Origin of the sequence: Pedobacter planticolens, assembly GCF_014172375.1 — a bacterium.
Classification (GTDB): Bacteria; Bacteroidota; Bacteroidia; order Sphingobacteriales; family Sphingobacteriaceae; genus Pedobacter; species Pedobacter planticolens.
The window spans coordinates 49,025-68,929 of sequence record NZ_WNXD01000001.1 but is presented as its reverse complement, the minus strand read 5'-3'; the positions used below and the strand labels follow the sequence as shown (position 1 = coordinate 68,929).

Here is a 19,905-nt window from a genome sequence, read left to right as displayed (position 1 = left end):
AATTTTTTAAAGAAAATGAACTTTATAACCTTTACCGAAGAAAAACTTAGATCTTTTACATATTCTGTTTTTAAAAAAATGGGCTGTTCTGATGAACATGCAGAATTAGCAACCGATGTTTTAATTCGTTCCGATTTAAGGGGGATAGATTCTCACGGTGTAGCTCGCTTAAGTGGTTATGTTCGTTTGTGGGAAAAGAAAAGAATTAATGCCACACCAAATATTAAAGTAGTTTATGAAACACCGACTACAGCAACTGTAGATGGAGATGGAGGATTAGGATTAGTTGTTGCACCATTTGCAATGAAAGTGGCTATTGAAAAAGCGGAAAAATACGGAAGTGGTTGGGTAGCTGTTAAAAACTCTAATCATTTTGGCATTGCTGGATACCATGCTTTATTAGCTGTAGAAAAAGATATGATTGGAATTAGCATGACCAATGCTAGTCCATTGGTTGCTCCTACTTACGCGAATGAACGTTTATTGGGCACAAACCCAATGTGTTATGCTTTTCCTGCGGGAAAATATCCGCCAGTTATAGTTGATATGGCAACCGCAGCAGCCGCAAATGGCAAATTAGAAATCGCTCAAAGAGCAAACAAAGAAATTCCAGATGGCTGGGTGCAAGATAAAGATGGGAATTCATCTACTAATCCAAATGAATTGAAAAGTGGTGGTTCATTGTTGCCTTTAGGCAGTGATAAAGATCATGGAAGTCACAAGGGTTACGGATTAAGTGCAACAGTCGATATTTTATCAGCTGTGCTTTCTGGTGCAAATTATGGTCCTTGGGTACCGCCGTTTGTGGCGTTTTTAGAACCAGATGCAAATCCAGTTGGCGAGGGAATTGGCCATTTTTTAGGCGCTATGCGTGTAGATGGTTTTCGCCCTGCGGATGATTTTAAAAGTCATTTAGATAATTGGATTGAACGCTTTAAAAGTGCGAAAACTATAAATTCAAATCAAAGAGTAATTATACCTGGTGAACCTGAAGCAGAAGCAGAACTAGAAAGAAAAGTAAGCGGTATTCCAATCATTGATGTTGTAGTAAATGATTTAAATGAATTGGCCGCTAAATTTGGAATTCAGGGCTTATAAAAAAACCTCAGAAGTTTAAAATCTCTGAGGTTTTATCATTTTTATTCCAAGTTAATTGGTTTATTTTTTGGGTATTTTACCTGATATTTTAATGCTAGCTTTTTCTGTTCTCCAGGCTGTAATATCATTTGCCAAGTTAATGTTCCATTTGCTTCATCATACTTTGCTTTAGAAATTTCTTGCTTTTCTACAGTAATATCGCTACTTGTCGAAATCGGTAATTGATCTTCAACAATCAGATTAATAGCTTGACTTTTCCTATTTTTTATATCAATAATAAAACTTCTGCTATCTTTTTGAGAAGAACCAATAAACTGTTTTTCATTAAAGTCCTTTTGCTTTTCTCTTTTAATTACCACATTTTTATCTACTCCTAAAGAGATTGTTAAAGTATCTGAAGAATTTTGAATATCCAATAAAGTTTTGCCAAGATATGTTCCTTCAAAGAAAATATTTGCTTCGCCAGTTATTAGATTAACTTCATCAAAACCATTAATTTTAGCAGTTAAAAAAGCTTCTTCGCTTATTTTTGGAGCACTATAATATTCATAATCTGCTTTAAAATCATAATTACCAATATCAACAGAAAACTGCTGACCATCACTAAGTATGGTGTATGGGTTTTTAATATCAAAAACAACATTCGTTTGCTTTTCAACAGCATTTACTTCAACTGCCGTTGAGCCTACGCTTCCTACTCCTCTAATTTTCACTCCTGCAACTTTCCCTGCTAATTTATCTGAATACCCTGTAACTACCACTTCTTGTAATAACTGATTATCAGGTTCTAATCTTATATTCATTTGGTTAGTAGTTATTAGATTTTCTTGAGTTTTAAAACCTATGTAACTAAATATTAAAGTATTTGCTCCGACAGGAATTTGTAGTACAAAATTGCCATTAGCATCGGTTGTAGTAGCAACCGAATTATTCTTCACGCGAACGGCAACTCCTGGTATACCTTGATTGTCGTCTGAAGCAACAACCTTACCTTTTATAATTCTAACATTAGAAGATGAAATATTATAGGTGTTATATCCAGCGCTTAAAAATCCTAAATTATATGGTGCTAAACTTGGCTTAGTACTATTATTTGTCGGATTTCCAGAAGAAAGTGTTAGTTTAATATTTTTCCAATCTTCACCCGAGTTTTGTGAAACATTAGCTTTGTAAACAAGTTCTACAGGACTAGATATATCTTTTGCTCTAATATCATAAGTAGGATACCAACCTGCATTATTTACCATGTATGTTAAGGAAATTTTGCCTTTAGAGGCTACTTTTGCCGATATTTTAACAACAATATCGTTTGAGTTAATCAACGATTTTCCGTTGAGTTCATTAATTTGGCGATTATATTTATTTAAATCCGTTTGTAATTTGACTATCGCTTTATTAATTTCAATTTGTTTATTTTTCGCTTCTGTTAATCTCTGTTTCTGAAAATCTAAAGCTTGTTTTAATTTAACCAAATCATAGTTTACATTTGGGCCCATCACTACTTGATTTTTAACTAACATTTCTTCTTCAGCTTTATACACCTCGCTTTCATTTCTTAAAGTTGAAATTTTATCCGTTAGGTCGGTAATTACTGTTAAATAGTTTGTTTTTTGTTCAGAGTTTTTCTTTTCTAGCAGAAAGTTCTTTTGTTGAGTAACAGATAAAATAGTGAAATTACCTTCGCCTTTGGCCTGTATGCTTTGTGCCTCAATAGCTGATGAAAGTCCAGAAAATACGAACTGACTTACACCTTGCGGAATATCCATACTTTCAGCTTGTCTTTGTACTTGTGCACCGCTAATAAACACAGTAACATTGCTAATTTTTGAAATAACTTGAATTTGATTTTCTTGTGCTGAAATTGACAAGCTCAGAAAAAGAATAAATGTTTTTAAAATGAGAACTTTTTTCATAAAGCGTAATTTAATGATGATAAGGATTAAGAAGTTTATATAAGGTAGATGAAATAAAATCAAAAATTGCATAACTAAATCCAAAAAAAAGACCCCGATAAAATCGAGGTCTTTTTTATACTTATTTTTTGTGCTTAGTGAATACCTCTAAAAAGCCTATTCCAGCGTATTTTGCTAAACCACGAACCTTCGCTATCAAAGCTCATCCAAATGAATAAAGCTTTACCAACTATGTGATCTTCAGGCACAAAACCCCAATAACGCGAATCTAATGAGTTATGGCGATTATCTCCCATCATCCAATAATAATTCATTTTAAAAGTATAAGATGTAGCAATTTTATCATTGATATACCAATCATTCCCCTTTTTCTCTACCTTATTTCCTTCGTAAGTTCTAATAGCCCTATAATATAAAGGCATTGTATTGCTATCTATATGAACAGTCCATCCTTTAGCAGGGATTTTTATTGGACCAAAGTTATCTCGATTCCAAACCCTTTTAGAATCATGTGGGAACAAACCACCCATCTCTTTTTCATCAGCTTTTGCAGCCATCATGATAGCAGATTTTACAAAACCCAACTTTTTAAGTTCGGTTATCATTTCCGCGGATGCATTACCTAGATAAGTATCCTCAGTCTCCTTAATCATATCGCCTGTCACAAAACCTAAATCTTCTAGAGGTTTTGTTTCTATCTCTGTTTTCGTAAACTGAATACGGTATGGCATCATTCCAGTATTTTTTAATGGTTCATCTTTACCATTTACATTAACGATACCATTCTTCATACTTACTACATCACCAGCAATACCAATACAACGTTTAATGTAATTCTCACGTTTATCCACAGGTCTACTTGTAACCGTATACTGACTGTTTACAGCTGCCCGACCATTAGCACGTACCAAATCATAATAACTAGGGTTTTGATTTTCCAATGCAACTGTATCTCCCTCAGGGAAATTGAAAACCACTACATCGTTATTTTTAATATTTTGTAACCCTGGCAATCTTCTATATTTCCATTGTACGCCATCCCAATAAGCTTTGGTAGTGGCAGTAAATGGTAATGTATGATGTGCAAAAGGAAAGGCAACTGGTGTCATTGGAATACGAGCACCATAATTTACTTTACTTACAAATAAAAAATCGCCAACTAATAACGATTTTTCCATTGAACCCGAAGGAATGGTGTAAGCTTCAATAAAAAATACTCGAATAATAGTTGCTGCAATTACTGCGAAGATAATCGCGTCAGTCCATTCTCTAGTTTTACTTTTTTTCTTTTTTGGTTCGGCATCCTTATTTTTTTGCCAGAATTTCCAATTCATATTTTAGGAATTAAAATTAAAAACATCAGCTATATTATAGAAGCCTTGTTTATTTTGTAACCACTCTGCAGCTATTACTGCACCCAATGCAAACCCTGCTCTACTATGTGCAGTGTGTTTTATTTCTATTTCATCAACTTCAGAACTGTAAACTACCGTATGCGTACCCGGTACATTTTCTATTCTGTGGGATTCAATTAATAATTGCTCATTTTTAATCACATCTGGTATTTGCGTACCTACAACTTCATTTAACCATTCCGATTTACGATCAATTTCTTCAATAATCCCTTCGGCAATAGTCATCGCTGTACCACTTGGCGCATCTAGTTTATGTGTATGGTGTATTTCTTCTACTTGTACTTCGTAAGCTGGATAATTATTCATCAGCTTTGCTAATACCTTATTTAAATGGAAGAAAAGATTTACGCCAACACTAAAGTTAGAGCCGTAAAGCAGCGTATTGTTACTGCTTAAACAATCATTTTTAATCTCTTGTAATTTGCCATACCAACCTGTTGTACCCACAACCACTGGCACTCCAGCATCAAAACATTTATAAATATTATCTACCGCAGCATCTGGCGCACTAAAATCTATGGCTATATCGGCTTTTGCCAAATTATCAACAGTAAAATCTTCTAAATTATCAATGCTAATTTTCAGTACAACCTCATGCCCTCTTTCTAAAGCAAAACGCTCTATAATTTGGCCCATTTTGCCGTAACCTAATAATGCTATTTTCATTGGTATATAATTATTAATATGTTGTTATGTTTTTATTGGCATTAATGAGCTCGTAAACTCGGTATGTTTTTTTTTAAAGATAATGAAGCTATCACGAATTTATTCATATCGTTACTAGTTTCATAATTTAATAGTGAGTTTTAATGCAGGCACAGCTGGATTATAACCATACATTGTACTTGAATTTAGTAGAGATGGCGAAATTTTGAAGGATAAATTGTCATCTACGTTAAAATATTTTAAACGTGCAGTAACGTAAGCATCTAATGCATTTAGGCCATATAAACCAACTAAAGATAGCAGAACAACTTCGCGGTTACGTTTGAAAATATTTTTGGCAACTACTAATGCATCGGTATTGGTGTATTGTGACAACCCATTTTCGGGATCTGGGGTATTATTATGCAATTTTCTGTACTGTAATTCATCCAAAAACAACTTATAATTTTTATTATTGTCCATATACGACATAACTAATAAAGTACCGCCAGCATAAATAGCCCCAATTTTGCCAATTATGTATAATTTTTGTCCGAATTTATTGCCTTTTGTAGCACCACTTTTAACATCATTTACAACCAGTCCGTAATTATATACCTGACCTAAGCCTGGGAAAATTAACGACCTGTGAAATGCTTTTCTACCAGCAATTTTTCCTTGATTTACATAAGGTGCTGGTTTAATGGTATCAATTCTGTTTTTAGTAGTATCAACTGGCTTTTTTACAGCAGGATTTTGCGCTCTTGCCGTAGCAAAAGTTAACAATACTATAACCGAAAGCAATAGTGCTCGCATTACCAATCTAAAAGTTCTAAAATTCTGCTCAAATCATCGTTAGAAACAAATGGAATTTCTATTGCGCCTTTACCATTCTCTTTAACTTTTAACTTCACTTTGGTAGCGAATTTAGAAGCTAGATCGTTTTGTAATTTTTGATATTCGAAAGAAACGCCAACTGGATTAGCTTTAGGTTTTATTTGTACATGATGAATACTCCGAACTAATTCCTCTACCTTACGAACTGATAAACCTTTATCTAAAATTTCTTGGTGGATAAACAATTGTTTTGCTTCTTCTTCTACACTAATTAAAGCACGAGCATGACCCATAGATATTTTACCATCACGAATTGAAGCCTGAATAACTGGTGGTAATTTTAATAAACGCAAGTAATTACTAACTGTAGTTCGGTTTTTACCAACTCTTTCACCTAATTGCTCAGGTTTTAGGTTACATTCATCAATCATCATTTGGAAACTTAAAGCCACTTCAATAGCATTTAAGTTTTCGCGTTGGATATTTTCAATTAATGCCATTTCTAGCATTTGCTGATCATCCGCACTGCGAATATAAGCTGGTATTTGAGTTAATCCTGCTAGTTTTGACGCTCTTAATCTACGTTCACCAGAAATTAATTGGTATTTATTTCCGTTTTTTCTAACGGTTATTGGTTGTATTAAACCTTGTACTTTAATCGATTCTGATAATTCGTTTAGTGCAACTTGATCAAATTCGGTACGCGGCTGATATGGATTAGTTTCTACATCACTAATATTAACCTGACTAATACTGCCAACTTGTGCAGTTTGGTCTAACGTATCATTGCCATTTTTTGGAGGATGAACCGAATCAGTATCATCTAAAAGCGCACTTAATCCTTTTCCTAAACCTGTTTTTCGCTGAAAAGATGTCATCTATATAATTTATATGGTTGCTGTAGTTACATCTTGTTCTTCGGTTACCAAACCGTTTTTGCGAACAATCTCTCTAGCTAAGTTTAAATAATTGATAGCTCCTTTGCAATTTGCATCATGCATAATTACCGAAACGCCATAACTTGGCGCCTCGCTTAAACGTGTATTACGCTGAATAATAGTTTCGAAAACTAAATCCTGAAAATGAGTTTTTACTTCTTCTACCACTTGATTAGATAAACGTAATCTTACATCATACATTGTCAGTAAAATTCCTTCTATTTCTAATTCTGGATTTAAACGATTTTGTACAATTTTTATAGTGTTTAATAATTTACCTAAACCTTCTAATGCGAAATATTCACACTGAACAGGAATAATAACTGAATCTGCAGCTGTTAAGGAGTTGATGGTAATTAAACCCAAAGATGGAGAACAATCGATGATGATAAAATCATATTGATCTTTTACTTTTTCCAAAACAGCCTTCATTTTATATTCGCGGCTGGTAAGGTTAATCATTTCTATTTCTGCACCTACTAAATCAATGTGTGCAGGCAATAAATCTAAGTTTGGGGTTTCAGTTTTTACAATTGCATCTAACGGATCAACATCGTTAATAATGCATTCGTAAATACTGTTTTTTATATTCCTTGGGTCGAAACCAATACCAGAAGTAGAGTTTGCCTGAGGATCTGCATCAACCAAAAGTGTTTTATACTCTAAAACCGCTAAGCTGGCTGCTAAATTTATTGACGAAGTAGTTTTACCTACGCCGCCTTTTTGGTTTGCTAAAGCAATAATTTTACTCATCTATCTTTTTAAAAAATTACCAAAATTAAGTATGGCTTTATTTTACACTAATTAGCTAAGAAAAAATGCTATTTTTGTATAAAAAAAGCACTTTTTAACAATTAGCTAAGATACAAACTAAATCATAATATTAGTATTAAAGCCTTAAGTGTTTTAAACATCTTATTAACAATTTTAGTATGATTACCATTATATCTGGCACAAATAGGCCAGCAAGCAATACCTTAAAAGTAGCCAAATATTATCAGAAGCAACTAGCAGAAAAGGGCTTAGAAACTGAACTGTTGGACTTACAAGATTTACCAGAAAATTTTATTGGTCATGATTTATACGGTAAAAGAAGTGCAGAATTTGAAAAAATTCATGAATTAATTACGAAAACCACTAAGTTTCTATTTATCATTCCAGAATATCATGGTAGTTATCCAGGAGTATTAAAAACCTTTATAGATGCTTGTGCTTTCCCTGAAAGTTTTTACGATAAAAAAGCATGTTTAGTTGGAATTTCGTCGGGCAAATATGGAAACATTCGTGGGGTTGAACATTTTAATGGGGTTTGTGCGTATTTGCATTTAAATGTAATGCCATTGCGTTTGCATATTCCTGATATTAAAACAGAATTGGATGAAAATGGGCAGTTTTTTAAGGCAGATACGCTGAAGTTTACCAATCAGCAAATGGATAAGTTTATTAAGTATTAACCCTTAAAGGGGGCTTGTCTTTTTAGTGTTCATGTAATGCGCCTTATTATGAAGTCCCCTTTAGGGGGTTTAGGGGTTTAAACGCCAAACCTAATCCACTTATCGCCTTCGTAACCAAAAATAAAGAAACCTGGATGTAGCATTTCAGCAAAGTTTTCTATCAATGTTACAGCATTGGCTGGAGTACGCAATTTATTTACATCATCATTTAATAAAATAATTCTACCGTTTTTTACCGCTGACCAGTTTGCGTCTAATAATGCAGGCACTTCACGCATTAAATCATTCAACGTTTTGCCTGCTTGGTAATAAATAATATAAACAGCACCCAAAATTTCTGTTTCGAGTATTCCTCCAGCAGCATTAATTTCATCGGCTAAAACTAAGCTCTGCATGTTGAATGTATCTAAACAAACTACAGGCACTTTATCCATGAATTTAATTTTATGCGCTACAATATCTACACGATCATGTAATTCTTCACGTAAAATCTCATCATTTTCACTATTTATAAGCTCATTTAAAAAAGACATCTGAATTTATTTATTAATTTGTACAAAAATAGTATTCCTAAAGCGATGCGTAGAATTATAAACAATATATTTTGGATTTTTTGCCTGCTGGCGATTATTTCTTGTAAGGGGAAAACCGAAACCGATGGCAAAAAAGTTTTCAATATTAACTTAGATCAAAATGTGACTTCCTTAGATCCGGCTTTTGCTCGTAACCAAAATGCCATTTGGATGATTAACCAAATATTTAACGGATTAGTGCAAGTAGATAAAGATTTGAATACCATTCCTTGCATTGCTAAAAGCTGGCAAATGTCTAAAGATGGATTAACGTATACATTTAATTTACGTGATGATGTTTATTTTCAGGATGATCCTCAATTTAAAAATGGAAAAGGAAGAAAAGTAGTCGCATCAGATTTTTCGTATAGTTTTTTTAGATTAATAGATCCTAAAGTTGCCTCATCTGGAGGATGGATTTTTAGTGATAAAGTGAAAGATGCTGGCAGTTTTAAAGCATTAAACGATACCACTTTTCAAATTCAATTATCAAAACCTTTCCCTGCTTTTATGAATTTATTGACTGCCCAATATTGTTCTGTTGTGCCTAAAGAAGTTGTTGAGCATTATGGCAAGGATTTTAGAAGTCATCCCGTTGGTACGGGTCCATTTAAATTTAAGTATTGGAAAGAAGATGAAATATTAGTGTTACTTAAGAATGAACACTATTGGGAAAAGGATGGAAATGTACAACTTCCCTATTTAGATGCTGTAAAGGTTACTTTTATTACTGATAAGCAAAGTGCTTTCATGAATTTCATTAAAAAGGATTTAGATTTTTTTAACAGTGTCGACGGAAGTTATCGCGATGATATTTTGACCAAAAGCGGCAAAATGACTAGCAAGTATAAAGGGAAATTTCAGTTATTTAAAGGCCCTTATTTATGTACAGAATATGTAGGAATTTTAGTTGATACTTCTAAAACTATCGTTAAAAATTCTCCTTTACGATTTAAAAAAGTTAGGCAAGCGATTAATTATGCCATTGATAGACAAAAATTAATCAAGTACTTAAGAAATAGTGTTGGAACTCCTGCAACATCGGGTTTTATACCCAAAGGGATGCCAGGTTTTGATAGCACACGGGTAAAAGGTTACGATTATAATCCTGCATTATCTGCAAAATTATTGGTAGAAGCTGGGTTTCCGAATGGGAAAGGAATGCCCGAAGTTACGTTGAGCACTTCTACTACTTACAAAGATTTAATTGAATTTATTCAGGGGGAATTGAATAATATTGGTATTAAAGTAAAGGTAGATGTTAGCCCTAATTCGAGTTTGCGTGATATGATGGCGAAGAACGAAGTGAACTTTTTTAGGGGTTCGTGGATTGCAGATTATGCGGATGGAGAGAATTATTTATCGGTGTTTTACTCTAAAAACAAAGTGCCATTCGGGCCAAATTATACAGGCTATTTTAATGCAGAATTTGACAAATTGTTTGAGCAAAGTTATTTTGAAAGCGATCCTAAAAAGCGATATGAATTGTATTATAAAATGGATAATATGGTGATGGAACATTCATCGGTTGTACCTGTTTTATACGATCAGGTTGTGGTGATGTTGCAAAATAACATTAGCGGTTACCCTATTAATCCGTTGAGTTTAATGATTTTGAAACGAGTGAAGAAGAAGTAAACCTCACCCCTAGCCCCTCTCCTTAAGGAGGGGGAACTCAGGATGGAATTAATATTGCATACTTGCAGGGTGGCTGTTAGAGAAGTAATATTGCTATAGCTTAAACCTTACTTTAAGTTTCTTGATTTTATTTCTTTTTTCATTTCTTTTAAAGAACTAAAATTTATAATCACTATTGGTAATAATGCAATTGGAACTGCACTTAAAGCGCTAAATCCTTTTTTAAAAGCTAGAACTATGTTGATGATGAACAGCACAAGTATTGCGCCTGCAAGCATAGCTGTTATTGTTTTTAATGTTTTTTCGTTTTTGAGCAATTCTTCATTACTCAGTTCTGAAAGGCTTTTTTTACTCATTTGAACATTCTATTTTTAGTTATTTCCATGTTTTTTATTGCTGCAATTGGGGCAATTTTTATGGCTTTATTTCCTTTGGCAAGATAAAAATAATACACACTGTTTGTGCTAACAAGGAAAATTTGCTCGGTTTCTCCACTATTGTAATTTAATGTGTAATCGTATTTTAATTGGTCGGTTTTTATTTTCTTGGAGATAAAGAATCCTTCGGCTGAGCCGTAACCTAAATAAATTGATAGCAAACCAATGGCAAGACTTTTAATCGAAATAGCGAAGTAGTATTTTTTTATTTCAATTTCTGGCAAATCTATTTTGGTCTGTTTTAATTCGAAGATTTTTCTTACCCATTTATTGTGATCGTATTTATATAAAATTGATGGCAAATAATAGCAAGTTACAAAGACAGATGCTGTGGTTAAAAATGTAATTGGATGGGTGGTTAGGGTGGCAATTGGGCTAATTAAAATATCCATGATTGTAGAATATTTTAAAATGTTAATTCCTAATTGATAAAAGAGTACGCTTTCTTTTAATATGCCCATAACTACTAAAAAAAGATAGCCGAAGGGTATTAGCTTTTGTAGGTCTTCTGAAATTTTCATTTAATTATTAATTGGCTTTCACTTTAGTTTTTAGTTGGTGTGGGTTATTGTTTCTGACAGCCTAATATAAGATAATATATCCTCACCCCCAACCCCTCTCCAAAGGAGAGGGGAGCATTGGGTGGAAATTAGTAATGCAGACTTTCAGGTTGGAAAAGTAATGTTGCAGGTGATATAAGTTGGGACAGAGTTCATATAAGTCGGGACAAAGGTGATTAAAACAGGGCCTATTGTGATTAAAATTGGGACAAAGTTGACATAAATGGGGAAGAAGATGATAAAAATGGGGACTAATATGATTAAATATGGGACAAGGTTGATATAATACGGGACAATGTTGATATAAGTAGGGAATAAGTAGGCTGTTTTATAGTTTTAGTAGGGTTTTTGATTTTTTAGCTCGCCCCCGCTATGGCTCTTTCGTTTTTCATGAGTGTTCATTTTAGGGGTATTCAAGAATACTTCGCAGTATCTCTTGATAGAAAAGAAACAAAAGATCAAGGCTTAGTATCATTTTTTCGGTAGCATATATTGTTTTTTGTCCTCAAGAGCACTTCGTGGTTCTCGGATTAAGCTATCAAAACTTTTTTGACAACAGAATAAGATCCCGATGAAGAATCGGAACTGCATTCTGTTTTGGAATGTGGTTTTTGAACGGTTGTGGAGAAGTTTGGATTGCTTTCTCCTTCAGGATGCTACAAGGCCAGTCCTCGTTCTTGGGAATAGATTGTGGTTTGGGATTGGTTGGATGGGGTGTTAGTTTGTTGTTCTGTTTTGAGTTTATTAAACCTGACATTATCGGAAATACTTTTTGTGTTGCGTTATCTCGATTGGAGCGCAGTGGAATGAGAGATCTGTAGTTCAATGCAGTGTTTAAAGGTTTCTCCACTACGGTCGAAATGACGGCGAAGTGTTCATACAAAAAGATTACAGCGTTGGCAGGACTGAAATAGCCGATGAAATGCTGCTTTTGCTTTTCGAAAAATATTGCTTGTATGAAAGATTGTACCATTTGCACTCCTTTGGTGCTTCGCCCCGAAAAGGGACTCGCAATGACGAAACAACATGAAAAGATTGCTTGAATGAAGGATTGCGAGTCCCAATAAAAAAGGGATTTACAATGACTAAATAATACAATAAAGCCTCCCGATTTTACATCTGGAGGCTTTATGTTATGATGTAATATTATATTTTATTGTTGTATACCACCTTGGCCACCTTGTTGGTTTTGATCTTGCTTGATGTCGTCGTTTTTGATTTTCTTTTTCTCTGTAAATTTAAGTTTACCGAATTTGTAGCTAAAGTTTAAACCAAATGAACGTAACGGATAGTAGATATTTTGGGTTTGATAGTTATTGTCTCCTTGTGTTACTGTTTCGATATGCAAATCGCGATTAAATGGATTTAAAACATTTAACCCAATTGTTCCTTGTTTTTTGAAGAAGTCTTTTTTAACAGCTCCACCATAAAAGAACATAGGTTCTGTTTTACTTTGGTAGGTATAGCGAGGTGAGTTAACCACACCGAAAAACTCTAAATTCCAACCGCCTTTAAATGAATTTGCGGAGCGCATGAAGAAATTATAATTTAAAAATGTTCCTTCGTTCATTCCTTTAATATCTGGTCTACTTTTAATTTCGTAAGTGTTTAAGGCAATGTTACTCATCAATGTCCATTTTGGAATTGGATTGTAAGATGTAAATAAATTAAAGCCATAACTTTGTGTTGTACCTGCATTTATAAAAGTAGATAGCGTAGTTCCTGGTATTTGATCGGGACTGTTAAAAGGTTCGATAGCATTTTTAGTGTTACGATAAAAAATAGATGCATTAATAATTGATCCTTTGATGTAAGTAGAATAGCCAAATTCTAAATTATCGCTCAATTCTGGCTTTAAGTTAGGGTTTCCTTGAAATACGCTAAATTGATTTGCTTCATTACGGAATGGGTTTAAATACGCTAAGCTTGGGCGTTGTACCCTACGATTATAGGCTAGTTTTAATGTTGTTTTACCATTAATTGTTTGTGACAAAATACCACTTGGGAACAGATTGAAGTAATCGTTCTTATTGTTAGAGAAATTGATAGCTGTATATTCTGCTCTAACACCTCCTTTAAACTGAATTTTTTTGGTTAGGTTAAAGCTAATGGTACTGTAAGCGGCACCTACGTTCTGATCGTAATCAAAATCTTGGTTAGCATTACCTCCGTATTGACTTTGGATATTTCTAAAAATAGCTTTACCACCTGCTTCAAATATTACCGACTTACTAAAAGGATACACATAATCTGATTGGGCAGTATATTCTTTGTTTTCGCCAACATTATTACTTTCAGTATATTTTATTGGTACACCAGCAGAAGTTTTAAAATCGTTAAAAAACTCATTGGTGTTTTTACCTGTGGTTAATTGACCAGAAATAGAAAACTCTTCTCCTTGTTTTTTAGTGGTTAATTTATAATCCATATTCCAATCTAAATTACCATTACTCATTTTTGTGCTACTTAAGGTATTTCCAGTTAGCACATTGTTAATTGAGGTGGCCGAATTTCCTGGCCCTCCATTGTAAAAACGTGTGTATTTAGCGTTTGTACTAATGTTGTTATAGGCGTTAAAATCGTAATCTAAACCTAAACTTCCATTGTACGCTTGTCTTGTCCAATCTGAAATTCCATCTTGAAGGATAGAGGTTGTTACATTATTTGCAGTAGTTTGATTAAAAAATACCACTCTCGATTCTTGCGGATATGCCAATTGAGTTCCTAATGCAGTATTAACACTGAAACGACCTGTTTTAGCAGTTAAATTAAAAGCACCAGCATTTTGACGAGTTCCGGTAGTTGCATTTACACTTCCACTTACACCTTCTGCATTGCTTTTTTTGGTAATAATATTGATGATACCGCCAGAGCCTTCTGCATCATATTTAGCTGATGGGTTGGTAATCACTTCTACACTTTTAATTTGATCTGCTGGCAACATTTTCAAGGCATCAGCTACGCTATTTGCCATTGTACCTGATGGTTTTCCATTGATTAAAACACGTACAGAACTTCCGCGTAGTTGAACGTTACCATTAATATCAACCGACAGCATTGGCACTTTACGCATTACATCGGTCGCGTCTCCACCTGCATTTGTAGCATCGGCTTCTGCATTGTACACTAGACGGTCAATTTTATTTTCTACAACAGCTTTTTGTCCAACGATGTTTACTTCGTTTAATGTATTTGAAGTTGTACTTATTGAGATAGAACCAAGGTTGTTATCTGGTTTTTCTGGAGTAGTTTTTATAATAACCGTTTTTGTTTTATAGCCCATAAAACCAATGGATACTTTATACTCATCTGGTGCTACGTTTTGTAAAACGATTTTACCCTTTTCGTCTGTTACACCACCATTTACGGCTTTACCATCTTTCACCTTAGTTAATGAAACGGTGGCATAATCTATTGGTTTTTTTGTTAGTGAGTCTAAAATAATTGCGGTAATACGACCAGTTACAGTTACTTTTTGACCGCCTCCCATTCCAGGAAATTGTGCTTTAGCACTATACATGAAGATTAAACCTATACTTAAAAGTAGAATTCTTTTCATTGTGTTATTTTTTTGTTTGGTATTTAGTCTAACAAAAGTAGTTTTTGTTACATGATTTGTATAGAGATTTTAGACCGTTTGATTTGAATTAACGGTGAATGCTGATTTTTAAGCGGTGAATGAGTTGATTACATTTTCTCAAAGTTTTCTATTTCTTTTAAAAATTTACCTGATTTAAGAATTGAACTCCATTCTACACCATAGAACATAATTTTAAACCATCTTTTATCCATATTTTTAATATCTACGTTTTTAAATAACCAAATACCTGCAAACGTAAATAATGCAACAATTGGCATTTGAATGAACCAAAAATTTAAAGGTGTTTCATTAATCATTTTAAAGGTGATATTCCAAGTACTAAAAATTGGGAGTTGCAAAAAGCATATACCAATTACATTTACTGTTGAGGCTCGCAAGCAAGCTAGTTTTTGCTGCATTTGAATTATGTTTTGACTATTGTCAATTTCACTAATCAGTATTATTTGTCTAACATACATTGCTATAGCAATAACTGTAACTAATAGATGTATGGCAATTGAGATTTTTAAGAAAATTGAAGCAATTGGATTTAAATGATATAAAAAATAAGCTACCACCACTGCATAAACAATCCCAACTACAACTGCTAAAATTTTATAATTTCTTGCTGGTTTAAGTGCATTTTTAGCTTTTTGTTGTTGCAATTCGGTTATAATTTTTTGATTAAGAGAAAGTGATTTCTCTAATTTTTCATCGTATTGTTTCCAAAGATTGATGATTTCTATATTTTCCATTTTGATTAATGTTAGTCCCGATAGCTATTGGGATGAAAATTTCTGTTTAAGCTGTTCTTTTATTCTTCCAATTTTTGTGGCCACATTGGTGGAAGTAATACCTATAATTTCTGCCATTTCTTTATGGGATTTTTCTTCGAGATACAATAACATCAATGCTTTATCTAAAGGCTTTAATTCGTTGATGAACTTTTGCAATGCATTTAAGTTTGCTTCTAATCCTTCTTCCAAATTCTCGTCAACAATTTCTATTAAATGTTCGCCCATTAAAACTGTATTTGTTGTTTTTTGCTCTTTTCTGTAAAATGAAATGGCAACGTTTAACGCAATGCGATACATCCAAGTAGACAACTTGTAATCGTTATTAAAATTTCCCCACGACTTCCATAACTGAAATATAATTTCTTGCGCCAAGTCTTCGCGATCGTCTGCATTTTGGCAATAAGAGTTACATATTTTAAATATGAGGCGCTTGTTGGTTTCAATAATTTTTAAGAATTCTTGTTGAGCTTGCTGCATTAATTTAAATCATCTTTCCCTATTAATCGCAGCAAGGTCAGAAATATCACAGGGAATGTGAAAAATATTTTGTTGCGCACAAAAAAGCCACAGATTTACAGATTTAAAATCTGCTAATCTGTGGCTAATTAATATATAAGTGCAGTGGATTAGACTACAATATTCACAATTTTTCCTTTTACAAAAATGATTTTCTTAGGGGTTTTACCTTCCAAATATCCTTGAACTTGTTCATTTGCTAATACAATTTCAACTGCTTGATCTTGTTCTAAACTTAAGCTCAAGTTTAAATTCATTTTCATTTTACCATTGATGGAAACTGGATAAGCGAATTCTGCTTCTTCTAAATAAGCTGGATTAAATGTTGGATATGCTGTATTTGATAAATCTGTATTGCCTAACAACGACCATAATTCTTCGCAAATATGTGGTGCATACGGAGAGAGTACAACGACTAAATCTTCTAAAACCTGACGATTTTTACATTTTAAATCGGTTAATTCATTTACTGCAATCATGAAACTAGAAACGGAAGTATTAAACGAGAAACGTTCTACATCATCTTGTACTTTTTTAATGATTTTATGTAATGCTTTTAATTCTGCTTTAGTTGGTACCGAATCATTAATATGGAAAACCCATTCTTCATTGTGGAATAAACGCCAAAACTTACGCAAGAACTTAAATACACCTTCAATTCCGTTTGTATTCCAAGGTTTACTTTGCTCTAACGGACCTAAAAACATCTCGTACATCCGTAAGGTATCAGCACCATAATTTTCAATCAAAACATCTGGGTTTACCACATTGAATTTTGATTTCGACATTTTTTCTACTTCAACGCCGCAGATGTATTTTCCATTTTCTAGAATGAATTCAGCGTTTGCAAACTCTGGTCTAAACTCTTTGAATTTGTTGATATTTAAGATTTCATTCTCAACAATATTTACATCAACATGCAGTGCAGAAGTTTTATATTCTTTTCTTAATCCATAAGAAACTAATGTATTTGTTCCTTTTCCTTCTTCATCAACCACACGATATACAAAGTTACTTCTACCTTGTATCATTCCTTGGTTAATCAATTTTTTGAAAGGTTCTTCTTCGTTTACATAACCTAAATCTTTCAAAAATTTATTCCAGAAACGACTGTATAATAAATGCCCAGTTGCATGTTCAGAACCGCCAATGTATAAATCAACGTCTTTCCAATAGGCAATGGCATCTTTTGAAGCAAATTTGTTTCCGTTTTGCGCATCCATATAACGATACCAATACCAACTACTTCCTGCCCAACCTGGCATTGTACTTAGTTCATATTCATAACGGTTTTCGTAACTCCAATCTGTTGCTCTTCCTAATGGCGGTTCGCCACTTTCGGTTGGTAAGTATTTATCAATTTCAGGTAATAGCAATGGCAATTCTTCTTCCTTAATAAGGTACGGCAAGCCATCTTTAAAATAAACTGGAATTGGCTCTCCCCAATAACGTTGGCGACCAAAAATAGCATCACGCATGCGATAATTAATTTTCGCTTTCCCTACGCCGTTTTCTTCTAACCAGTTATTAAGGTTTTCTGTCGCTTCTTTATAGGTTAATCCGTTAATGAAACCAGAATTTATATATTTTCCATCTTTTGTAGCATCAGCTTCTACCTCAATATCTTTTTGCGCATCTAAAATTTGGATAATTGGCAAATTGAAATGTTTTGCGAATAACCAATCACGTTGATCGCCGCTTGGCACACCCATTACCGCACCAGTTCCGTAACCCGCTAAAACGTAATCAGCAATCCAAATTGGCACTAATTCTTGGTTAACAGGGTTGATTACATAACTTCCAGTAAATGCTCCAGAAACTGTTTTCGTATCCGCCATGCGGTCTAATTCAGATTTCTTTTTAGTTTGGGTGATGTATTTTGCTATTTCTTCTTTTTGCGCCTCGGTGGTTAAAGCTTGAACTAATTCGTGTTCGGGAGCTAAAACAATAAATGAAACACCGAAAATTGTATCGACGCGGGTTGTGAAGACCTCGATAAAGTTAGCAGTTTTCAGTTGGGAGTTTTCAGTTGAAATTGCAAAGCGGACACTCGCCCCTACACTTTTACCAATCCAGTTGCGTTGCATTTCTTTAACTGGTTCTGGCCAATCTATGGTATTTAAGCCTTGCAATAATCGCTCTGCATAAGCCGAAATTCGCATGCTCCATTGCATCATTTTTTTCTGCTCTACAGGATATCCTCCACGTTCAGAAAAACCATCTTTAACTTCATCGTTAGCTAAAACAGTTCCCAATGCTGGGCACCAATTCACTGTACTTTCCTTTAAATACGTTAAGCGATATTTTAATAACTCAACTTGCTTTTCTTCGTCTGTAAATGTTGCCCAATCGCTTGGCATAAAAGTCTTTACATCTTCATCGCAAGCTGCTTTTATATTAGCGCTGCCTGCCGCATTAAATTTCTCAATTAATGTAGTAATATCTTCTGCTCTGTCGGTTTCTAAGTTGTACCACGAATTAAATAATTGCATGAAAATCCACTGCGTCCATTTGTAATACGATGGCTCGCTTGTACGAACTTCTCTGCTCCAATCAAATGAAAAACCAATTTGATCTAACTGACGACGATACGTTGCAATGTTAGCTTCGGTAGTAATTGCTGGGTGCTGACCAGTTTGAATGGCATATTGTTCTGCTGGTAATCCGAAAGAATCATATCCCATTGGATGCAAAACATTAAATCCTTTTAGTCTTTTATATCTCGAAAAAATATCAGAAGCAATGTAACCTAGCGGATGCCCAACGTGTAAACCCGCTCCAGAAGGATAAGGAAACATATCTAACACGTAATATTTTGGCTTACTAGAATTGGTTTCGGCTTTAAACGTTTGATTTTCTGCCCAAAACTTTTGCCACTTTTGCTCTATGGCTGCAAATTGATAATCCATTAATCTCCTCTTTCTTAAATAGTTTGCGAAAATAAGGAAATTAAGCCTGTTTTTGAAGTGGAAAGAATAAAAAACGCCATCTCCTTTTTTGAAGACAGCGTTTGTAGTAAAATTTGTGCTTTAAAACCTTTATCTACTTAAATAATAGGTCTCTGTTACTTTAGGATTTGAGCCTACAACTGTTCCTGTAAACTGAAATTTATTTGTGGTAATTGCAGATACCGTACAATCTAAATCTTTGGAAGAGAAATCCATGTAAAATTCATCTCCTACGCGAGCGCCAAACGTTCCGACCGAACGATTACTACCTAAGCCTAATTCAAAATCATCGCTTTCGTTGTCTTTAAAATCTAAGTAATCTGTTGCAGCATAAGTTGTTGTAATTGTCGCAGAGCCTGCTGTTGTTACATCAATTTTGTTAACTTGCCACTTACCTACCATCTTTGCTCTAAGTGGTTTTGTAGCTTCATCTTGTTTTTTACAGGCAGAAAAGCCTGCAATAAAAAGTAAAATCGTTCCTGCTAATACTAGTCGTTTTTTCATCGAATTTAAAATTAGTTTTAAGTTTAATGAGAAACGCTAATGCTAAAAACAAA

Annotated in this window: 17 protein-coding genes; 3 read left to right on the top strand and 14 right to left on the bottom strand. The window is 33.9% G+C overall.

Annotated features, from left to right (window positions below; translation table 11 throughout):
- Positions 1-15 precede the first annotated feature (15 nt).
- Positions 16-1,098, top strand: a complete 1,083-nt coding sequence (locus GM921_RS00270; protein ID WP_182920611.1) for an Ldh family oxidoreductase — start codon at positions 16-18, stop codon at positions 1,096-1,098.
- 41 nt (positions 1,099-1,139) lie between these two features.
- Here the strand turns inward: GM921_RS00270 and GM921_RS00265 are convergent, their stop codons facing one another.
- From GM921_RS00265 to GM921_RS00240, 6 genes are all read right to left on the bottom strand, one after another.
- Positions 1,140-3,011, bottom strand: a complete 1,872-nt coding sequence (locus GM921_RS00265; RefSeq protein WP_182920610.1) for a DUF4139 domain-containing protein — start codon at positions 3,009-3,011, stop codon at positions 1,140-1,142.
- A 134-nt stretch (positions 3,012-3,145) separates the two neighbouring features.
- The gene (gene lepB / locus GM921_RS00260) at positions 3,146-4,345 is read right to left on the bottom strand and encodes a signal peptidase I (protein ID WP_182920609.1); all 1,200 of its coding nucleotides are present in this window, start codon (positions 4,343-4,345) and stop codon (positions 3,146-3,148) included.
- Between the two features lie 3 nt (positions 4,346-4,348).
- The gene (gene dapB, locus GM921_RS00255) at positions 4,349-5,092 is read right to left on the bottom strand and encodes a 4-hydroxy-tetrahydrodipicolinate reductase (RefSeq protein WP_182920608.1); all 744 of its coding nucleotides are present in this window, start codon (positions 5,090-5,092) and stop codon (positions 4,349-4,351) included.
- 120 nt (positions 5,093-5,212) lie between these two features.
- Positions 5,213-5,887, bottom strand: coding sequence for a DUF5683 domain-containing protein (locus GM921_RS00250; protein WP_182920607.1), 675 nt, complete (start codon positions 5,885-5,887; stop codon positions 5,213-5,215).
- The gene (locus GM921_RS00245) at positions 5,887-6,786 is read right to left on the bottom strand and encodes a ParB/RepB/Spo0J family partition protein (protein WP_182920606.1); all 900 of its coding nucleotides are present in this window, start codon (positions 6,784-6,786) and stop codon (positions 5,887-5,889) included. Before GM921_RS00245 ends, GM921_RS00250 begins: the two co-directional genes overlap by 1 nt.
- 9 nt (positions 6,787-6,795) lie before the next feature.
- A complete protein-coding gene (locus GM921_RS00240; protein ID WP_136841435.1) occupies positions 6,796-7,599 on the bottom strand; it encodes a ParA family protein in 804 nt (267 codons plus the stop codon).
- A gap of 179 nt (positions 7,600-7,778) precedes the next feature.
- On the opposite strand from GM921_RS00240, the gene GM921_RS00235 reads away from it, so the two are divergent.
- Positions 7,779-8,300 carry an NADPH-dependent FMN reductase gene (locus GM921_RS00235; protein WP_182920605.1) on the top strand — a complete coding sequence of 174 codons (522 nt, stop codon included), beginning with the start codon at positions 7,779-7,781 and terminating at the stop codon, positions 8,298-8,300.
- Between the two features lie 77 nt (positions 8,301-8,377).
- Here GM921_RS00235 and GM921_RS00230 read toward each other — a convergent pair whose 3' ends face one another.
- Positions 8,378-8,833, bottom strand: a complete 456-nt coding sequence (locus GM921_RS00230; protein ID WP_182920604.1) for a hypothetical protein — start codon at positions 8,831-8,833, stop codon at positions 8,378-8,380.
- 45 nt (positions 8,834-8,878) lie between these two features.
- Between GM921_RS00230 and GM921_RS00225 the strand changes: the two genes are divergently transcribed.
- Entirely contained in the window at positions 8,879-10,510 is a 1,632-nt protein-coding gene (locus tag GM921_RS00225; RefSeq protein WP_182920603.1) for an ABC transporter substrate-binding protein, read from the top strand.
- Positions 10,511-10,617: 107 nt separating this feature from the next.
- Here GM921_RS00225 and GM921_RS00220 read toward each other — a convergent pair whose 3' ends face one another.
- The 7 genes from GM921_RS00220 to GM921_RS00190 form a co-directional block, all read right to left on the bottom strand.
- A complete protein-coding gene (locus GM921_RS00220; protein ID WP_182920602.1) occupies positions 10,618-10,866 on the bottom strand; it encodes a redox-active disulfide protein 2 in 249 nt (82 codons plus the stop codon).
- Complete coding sequence (locus GM921_RS00215) at positions 10,863-11,468, bottom strand: hypothetical protein (protein WP_182920601.1); 606 nt, start codon at positions 11,466-11,468, stop codon at positions 10,863-10,865. Before GM921_RS00215 ends, GM921_RS00220 begins: the two co-directional genes overlap by 4 nt.
- Before the next feature lie 1,192 nt (positions 11,469-12,660).
- Positions 12,661-15,066, bottom strand: coding sequence for an outer membrane beta-barrel family protein (locus GM921_RS00210; RefSeq protein ID WP_182920600.1), 2,406 nt, complete (start codon positions 15,064-15,066; stop codon positions 12,661-12,663).
- 128 nt (positions 15,067-15,194) lie between these two features.
- Complete coding sequence (locus tag GM921_RS00205) at positions 15,195-15,842, bottom strand: hypothetical protein (RefSeq protein ID WP_182920599.1); 648 nt, start codon at positions 15,840-15,842, stop codon at positions 15,195-15,197.
- A gap of 24 nt (positions 15,843-15,866) precedes the next feature.
- Positions 15,867-16,361 carry an RNA polymerase sigma factor gene (locus GM921_RS00200; RefSeq protein ID WP_182920598.1) on the bottom strand — a complete coding sequence of 165 codons (495 nt, stop codon included), beginning with the start codon at positions 16,359-16,361 and terminating at the stop codon, positions 15,867-15,869.
- Between the two features lie 149 nt (positions 16,362-16,510).
- Positions 16,511-19,309 (bottom strand): leucine--tRNA ligase, encoded by a 2,799-nt coding sequence (leuS, locus tag GM921_RS00195; protein WP_182920597.1) that lies wholly within the window; start codon positions 19,307-19,309, stop codon positions 16,511-16,513.
- 129 nt (positions 19,310-19,438) lie between these two features.
- Positions 19,439-19,852, bottom strand: coding sequence for a hypothetical protein (locus GM921_RS00190; RefSeq protein ID WP_182920596.1), 414 nt, complete (start codon positions 19,850-19,852; stop codon positions 19,439-19,441).
- Positions 19,853-19,905: the final 53 nt, after the last annotated feature.

Excerpts from the sequence above, each read along its gene's own strand:
- lepB (WP_182920609.1), bottom strand. The coding sequence starts at position 4,345 with ATGAATTGGAAATTCTGGCAAAAAAATAAGGATGCCGAACCAAAAAAG.
- leuS (WP_182920597.1), bottom strand. The coding sequence starts at position 19,309 with ATGGATTATCAATTTGCAGCCATAGAGCAAAAGTGGCAAAAGTTTTGG.
- GM921_RS00205 (WP_182920599.1), bottom strand. The coding sequence starts at position 15,842 with ATGGAAAATATAGAAATCATCAATCTTTGGAAACAATACGATGAAAAA.
- GM921_RS00190 (WP_182920596.1), bottom strand. The coding sequence starts at position 19,852 with ATGAAAAAACGACTAGTATTAGCAGGAACGATTTTACTTTTTATTGCA.
- GM921_RS00235 (WP_182920605.1), top strand. The coding sequence starts at position 7,779 with ATGATTACCATTATATCTGGCACAAATAGGCCAGCAAGCAATACCTTA.
- GM921_RS00270 (WP_182920611.1), top strand. The coding sequence starts at position 16 with ATGAACTTTATAACCTTTACCGAAGAAAAACTTAGATCTTTTACATAT.
- GM921_RS00230 (WP_182920604.1), bottom strand. The coding sequence starts at position 8,833 with ATGTCTTTTTTAAATGAGCTTATAAATAGTGAAAATGATGAGATTTTA.
- GM921_RS00250 (WP_182920607.1), bottom strand. The coding sequence starts at position 5,887 with ATGCGAGCACTATTGCTTTCGGTTATAGTATTGTTAACTTTTGCTACG.
- GM921_RS00265 (WP_182920610.1), bottom strand. The coding sequence starts at position 3,011 with ATGAAAAAAGTTCTCATTTTAAAAACATTTATTCTTTTTCTGAGCTTG.
- GM921_RS00200 (WP_182920598.1), bottom strand. The coding sequence starts at position 16,361 with ATGCAGCAAGCTCAACAAGAATTCTTAAAAATTATTGAAACCAACAAG.
- dapB (WP_182920608.1), bottom strand. The coding sequence starts at position 5,092 with ATGAAAATAGCATTATTAGGTTACGGCAAAATGGGCCAAATTATAGAG.
- GM921_RS00220 (WP_182920602.1), bottom strand. The coding sequence starts at position 10,866 with ATGAGTAAAAAAAGCCTTTCAGAACTGAGTAATGAAGAATTGCTCAAA.
- GM921_RS00245 (WP_182920606.1), bottom strand. The coding sequence starts at position 6,786 with ATGACATCTTTTCAGCGAAAAACAGGTTTAGGAAAAGGATTAAGTGCG.
- GM921_RS00215 (WP_182920601.1), bottom strand. The coding sequence starts at position 11,468 with ATGAAAATTTCAGAAGACCTACAAAAGCTAATACCCTTCGGCTATCTT.
- GM921_RS00210 (WP_182920600.1), bottom strand. The coding sequence starts at position 15,066 with ATGAAAAGAATTCTACTTTTAAGTATAGGTTTAATCTTCATGTATAGT.
- GM921_RS00225 (WP_182920603.1), top strand. The coding sequence starts at position 8,879 with ATGCGTAGAATTATAAACAATATATTTTGGATTTTTTGCCTGCTGGCG.
- GM921_RS00240 (WP_136841435.1), bottom strand. The coding sequence starts at position 7,599 with ATGAGTAAAATTATTGCTTTAGCAAACCAAAAAGGCGGCGTAGGTAAA.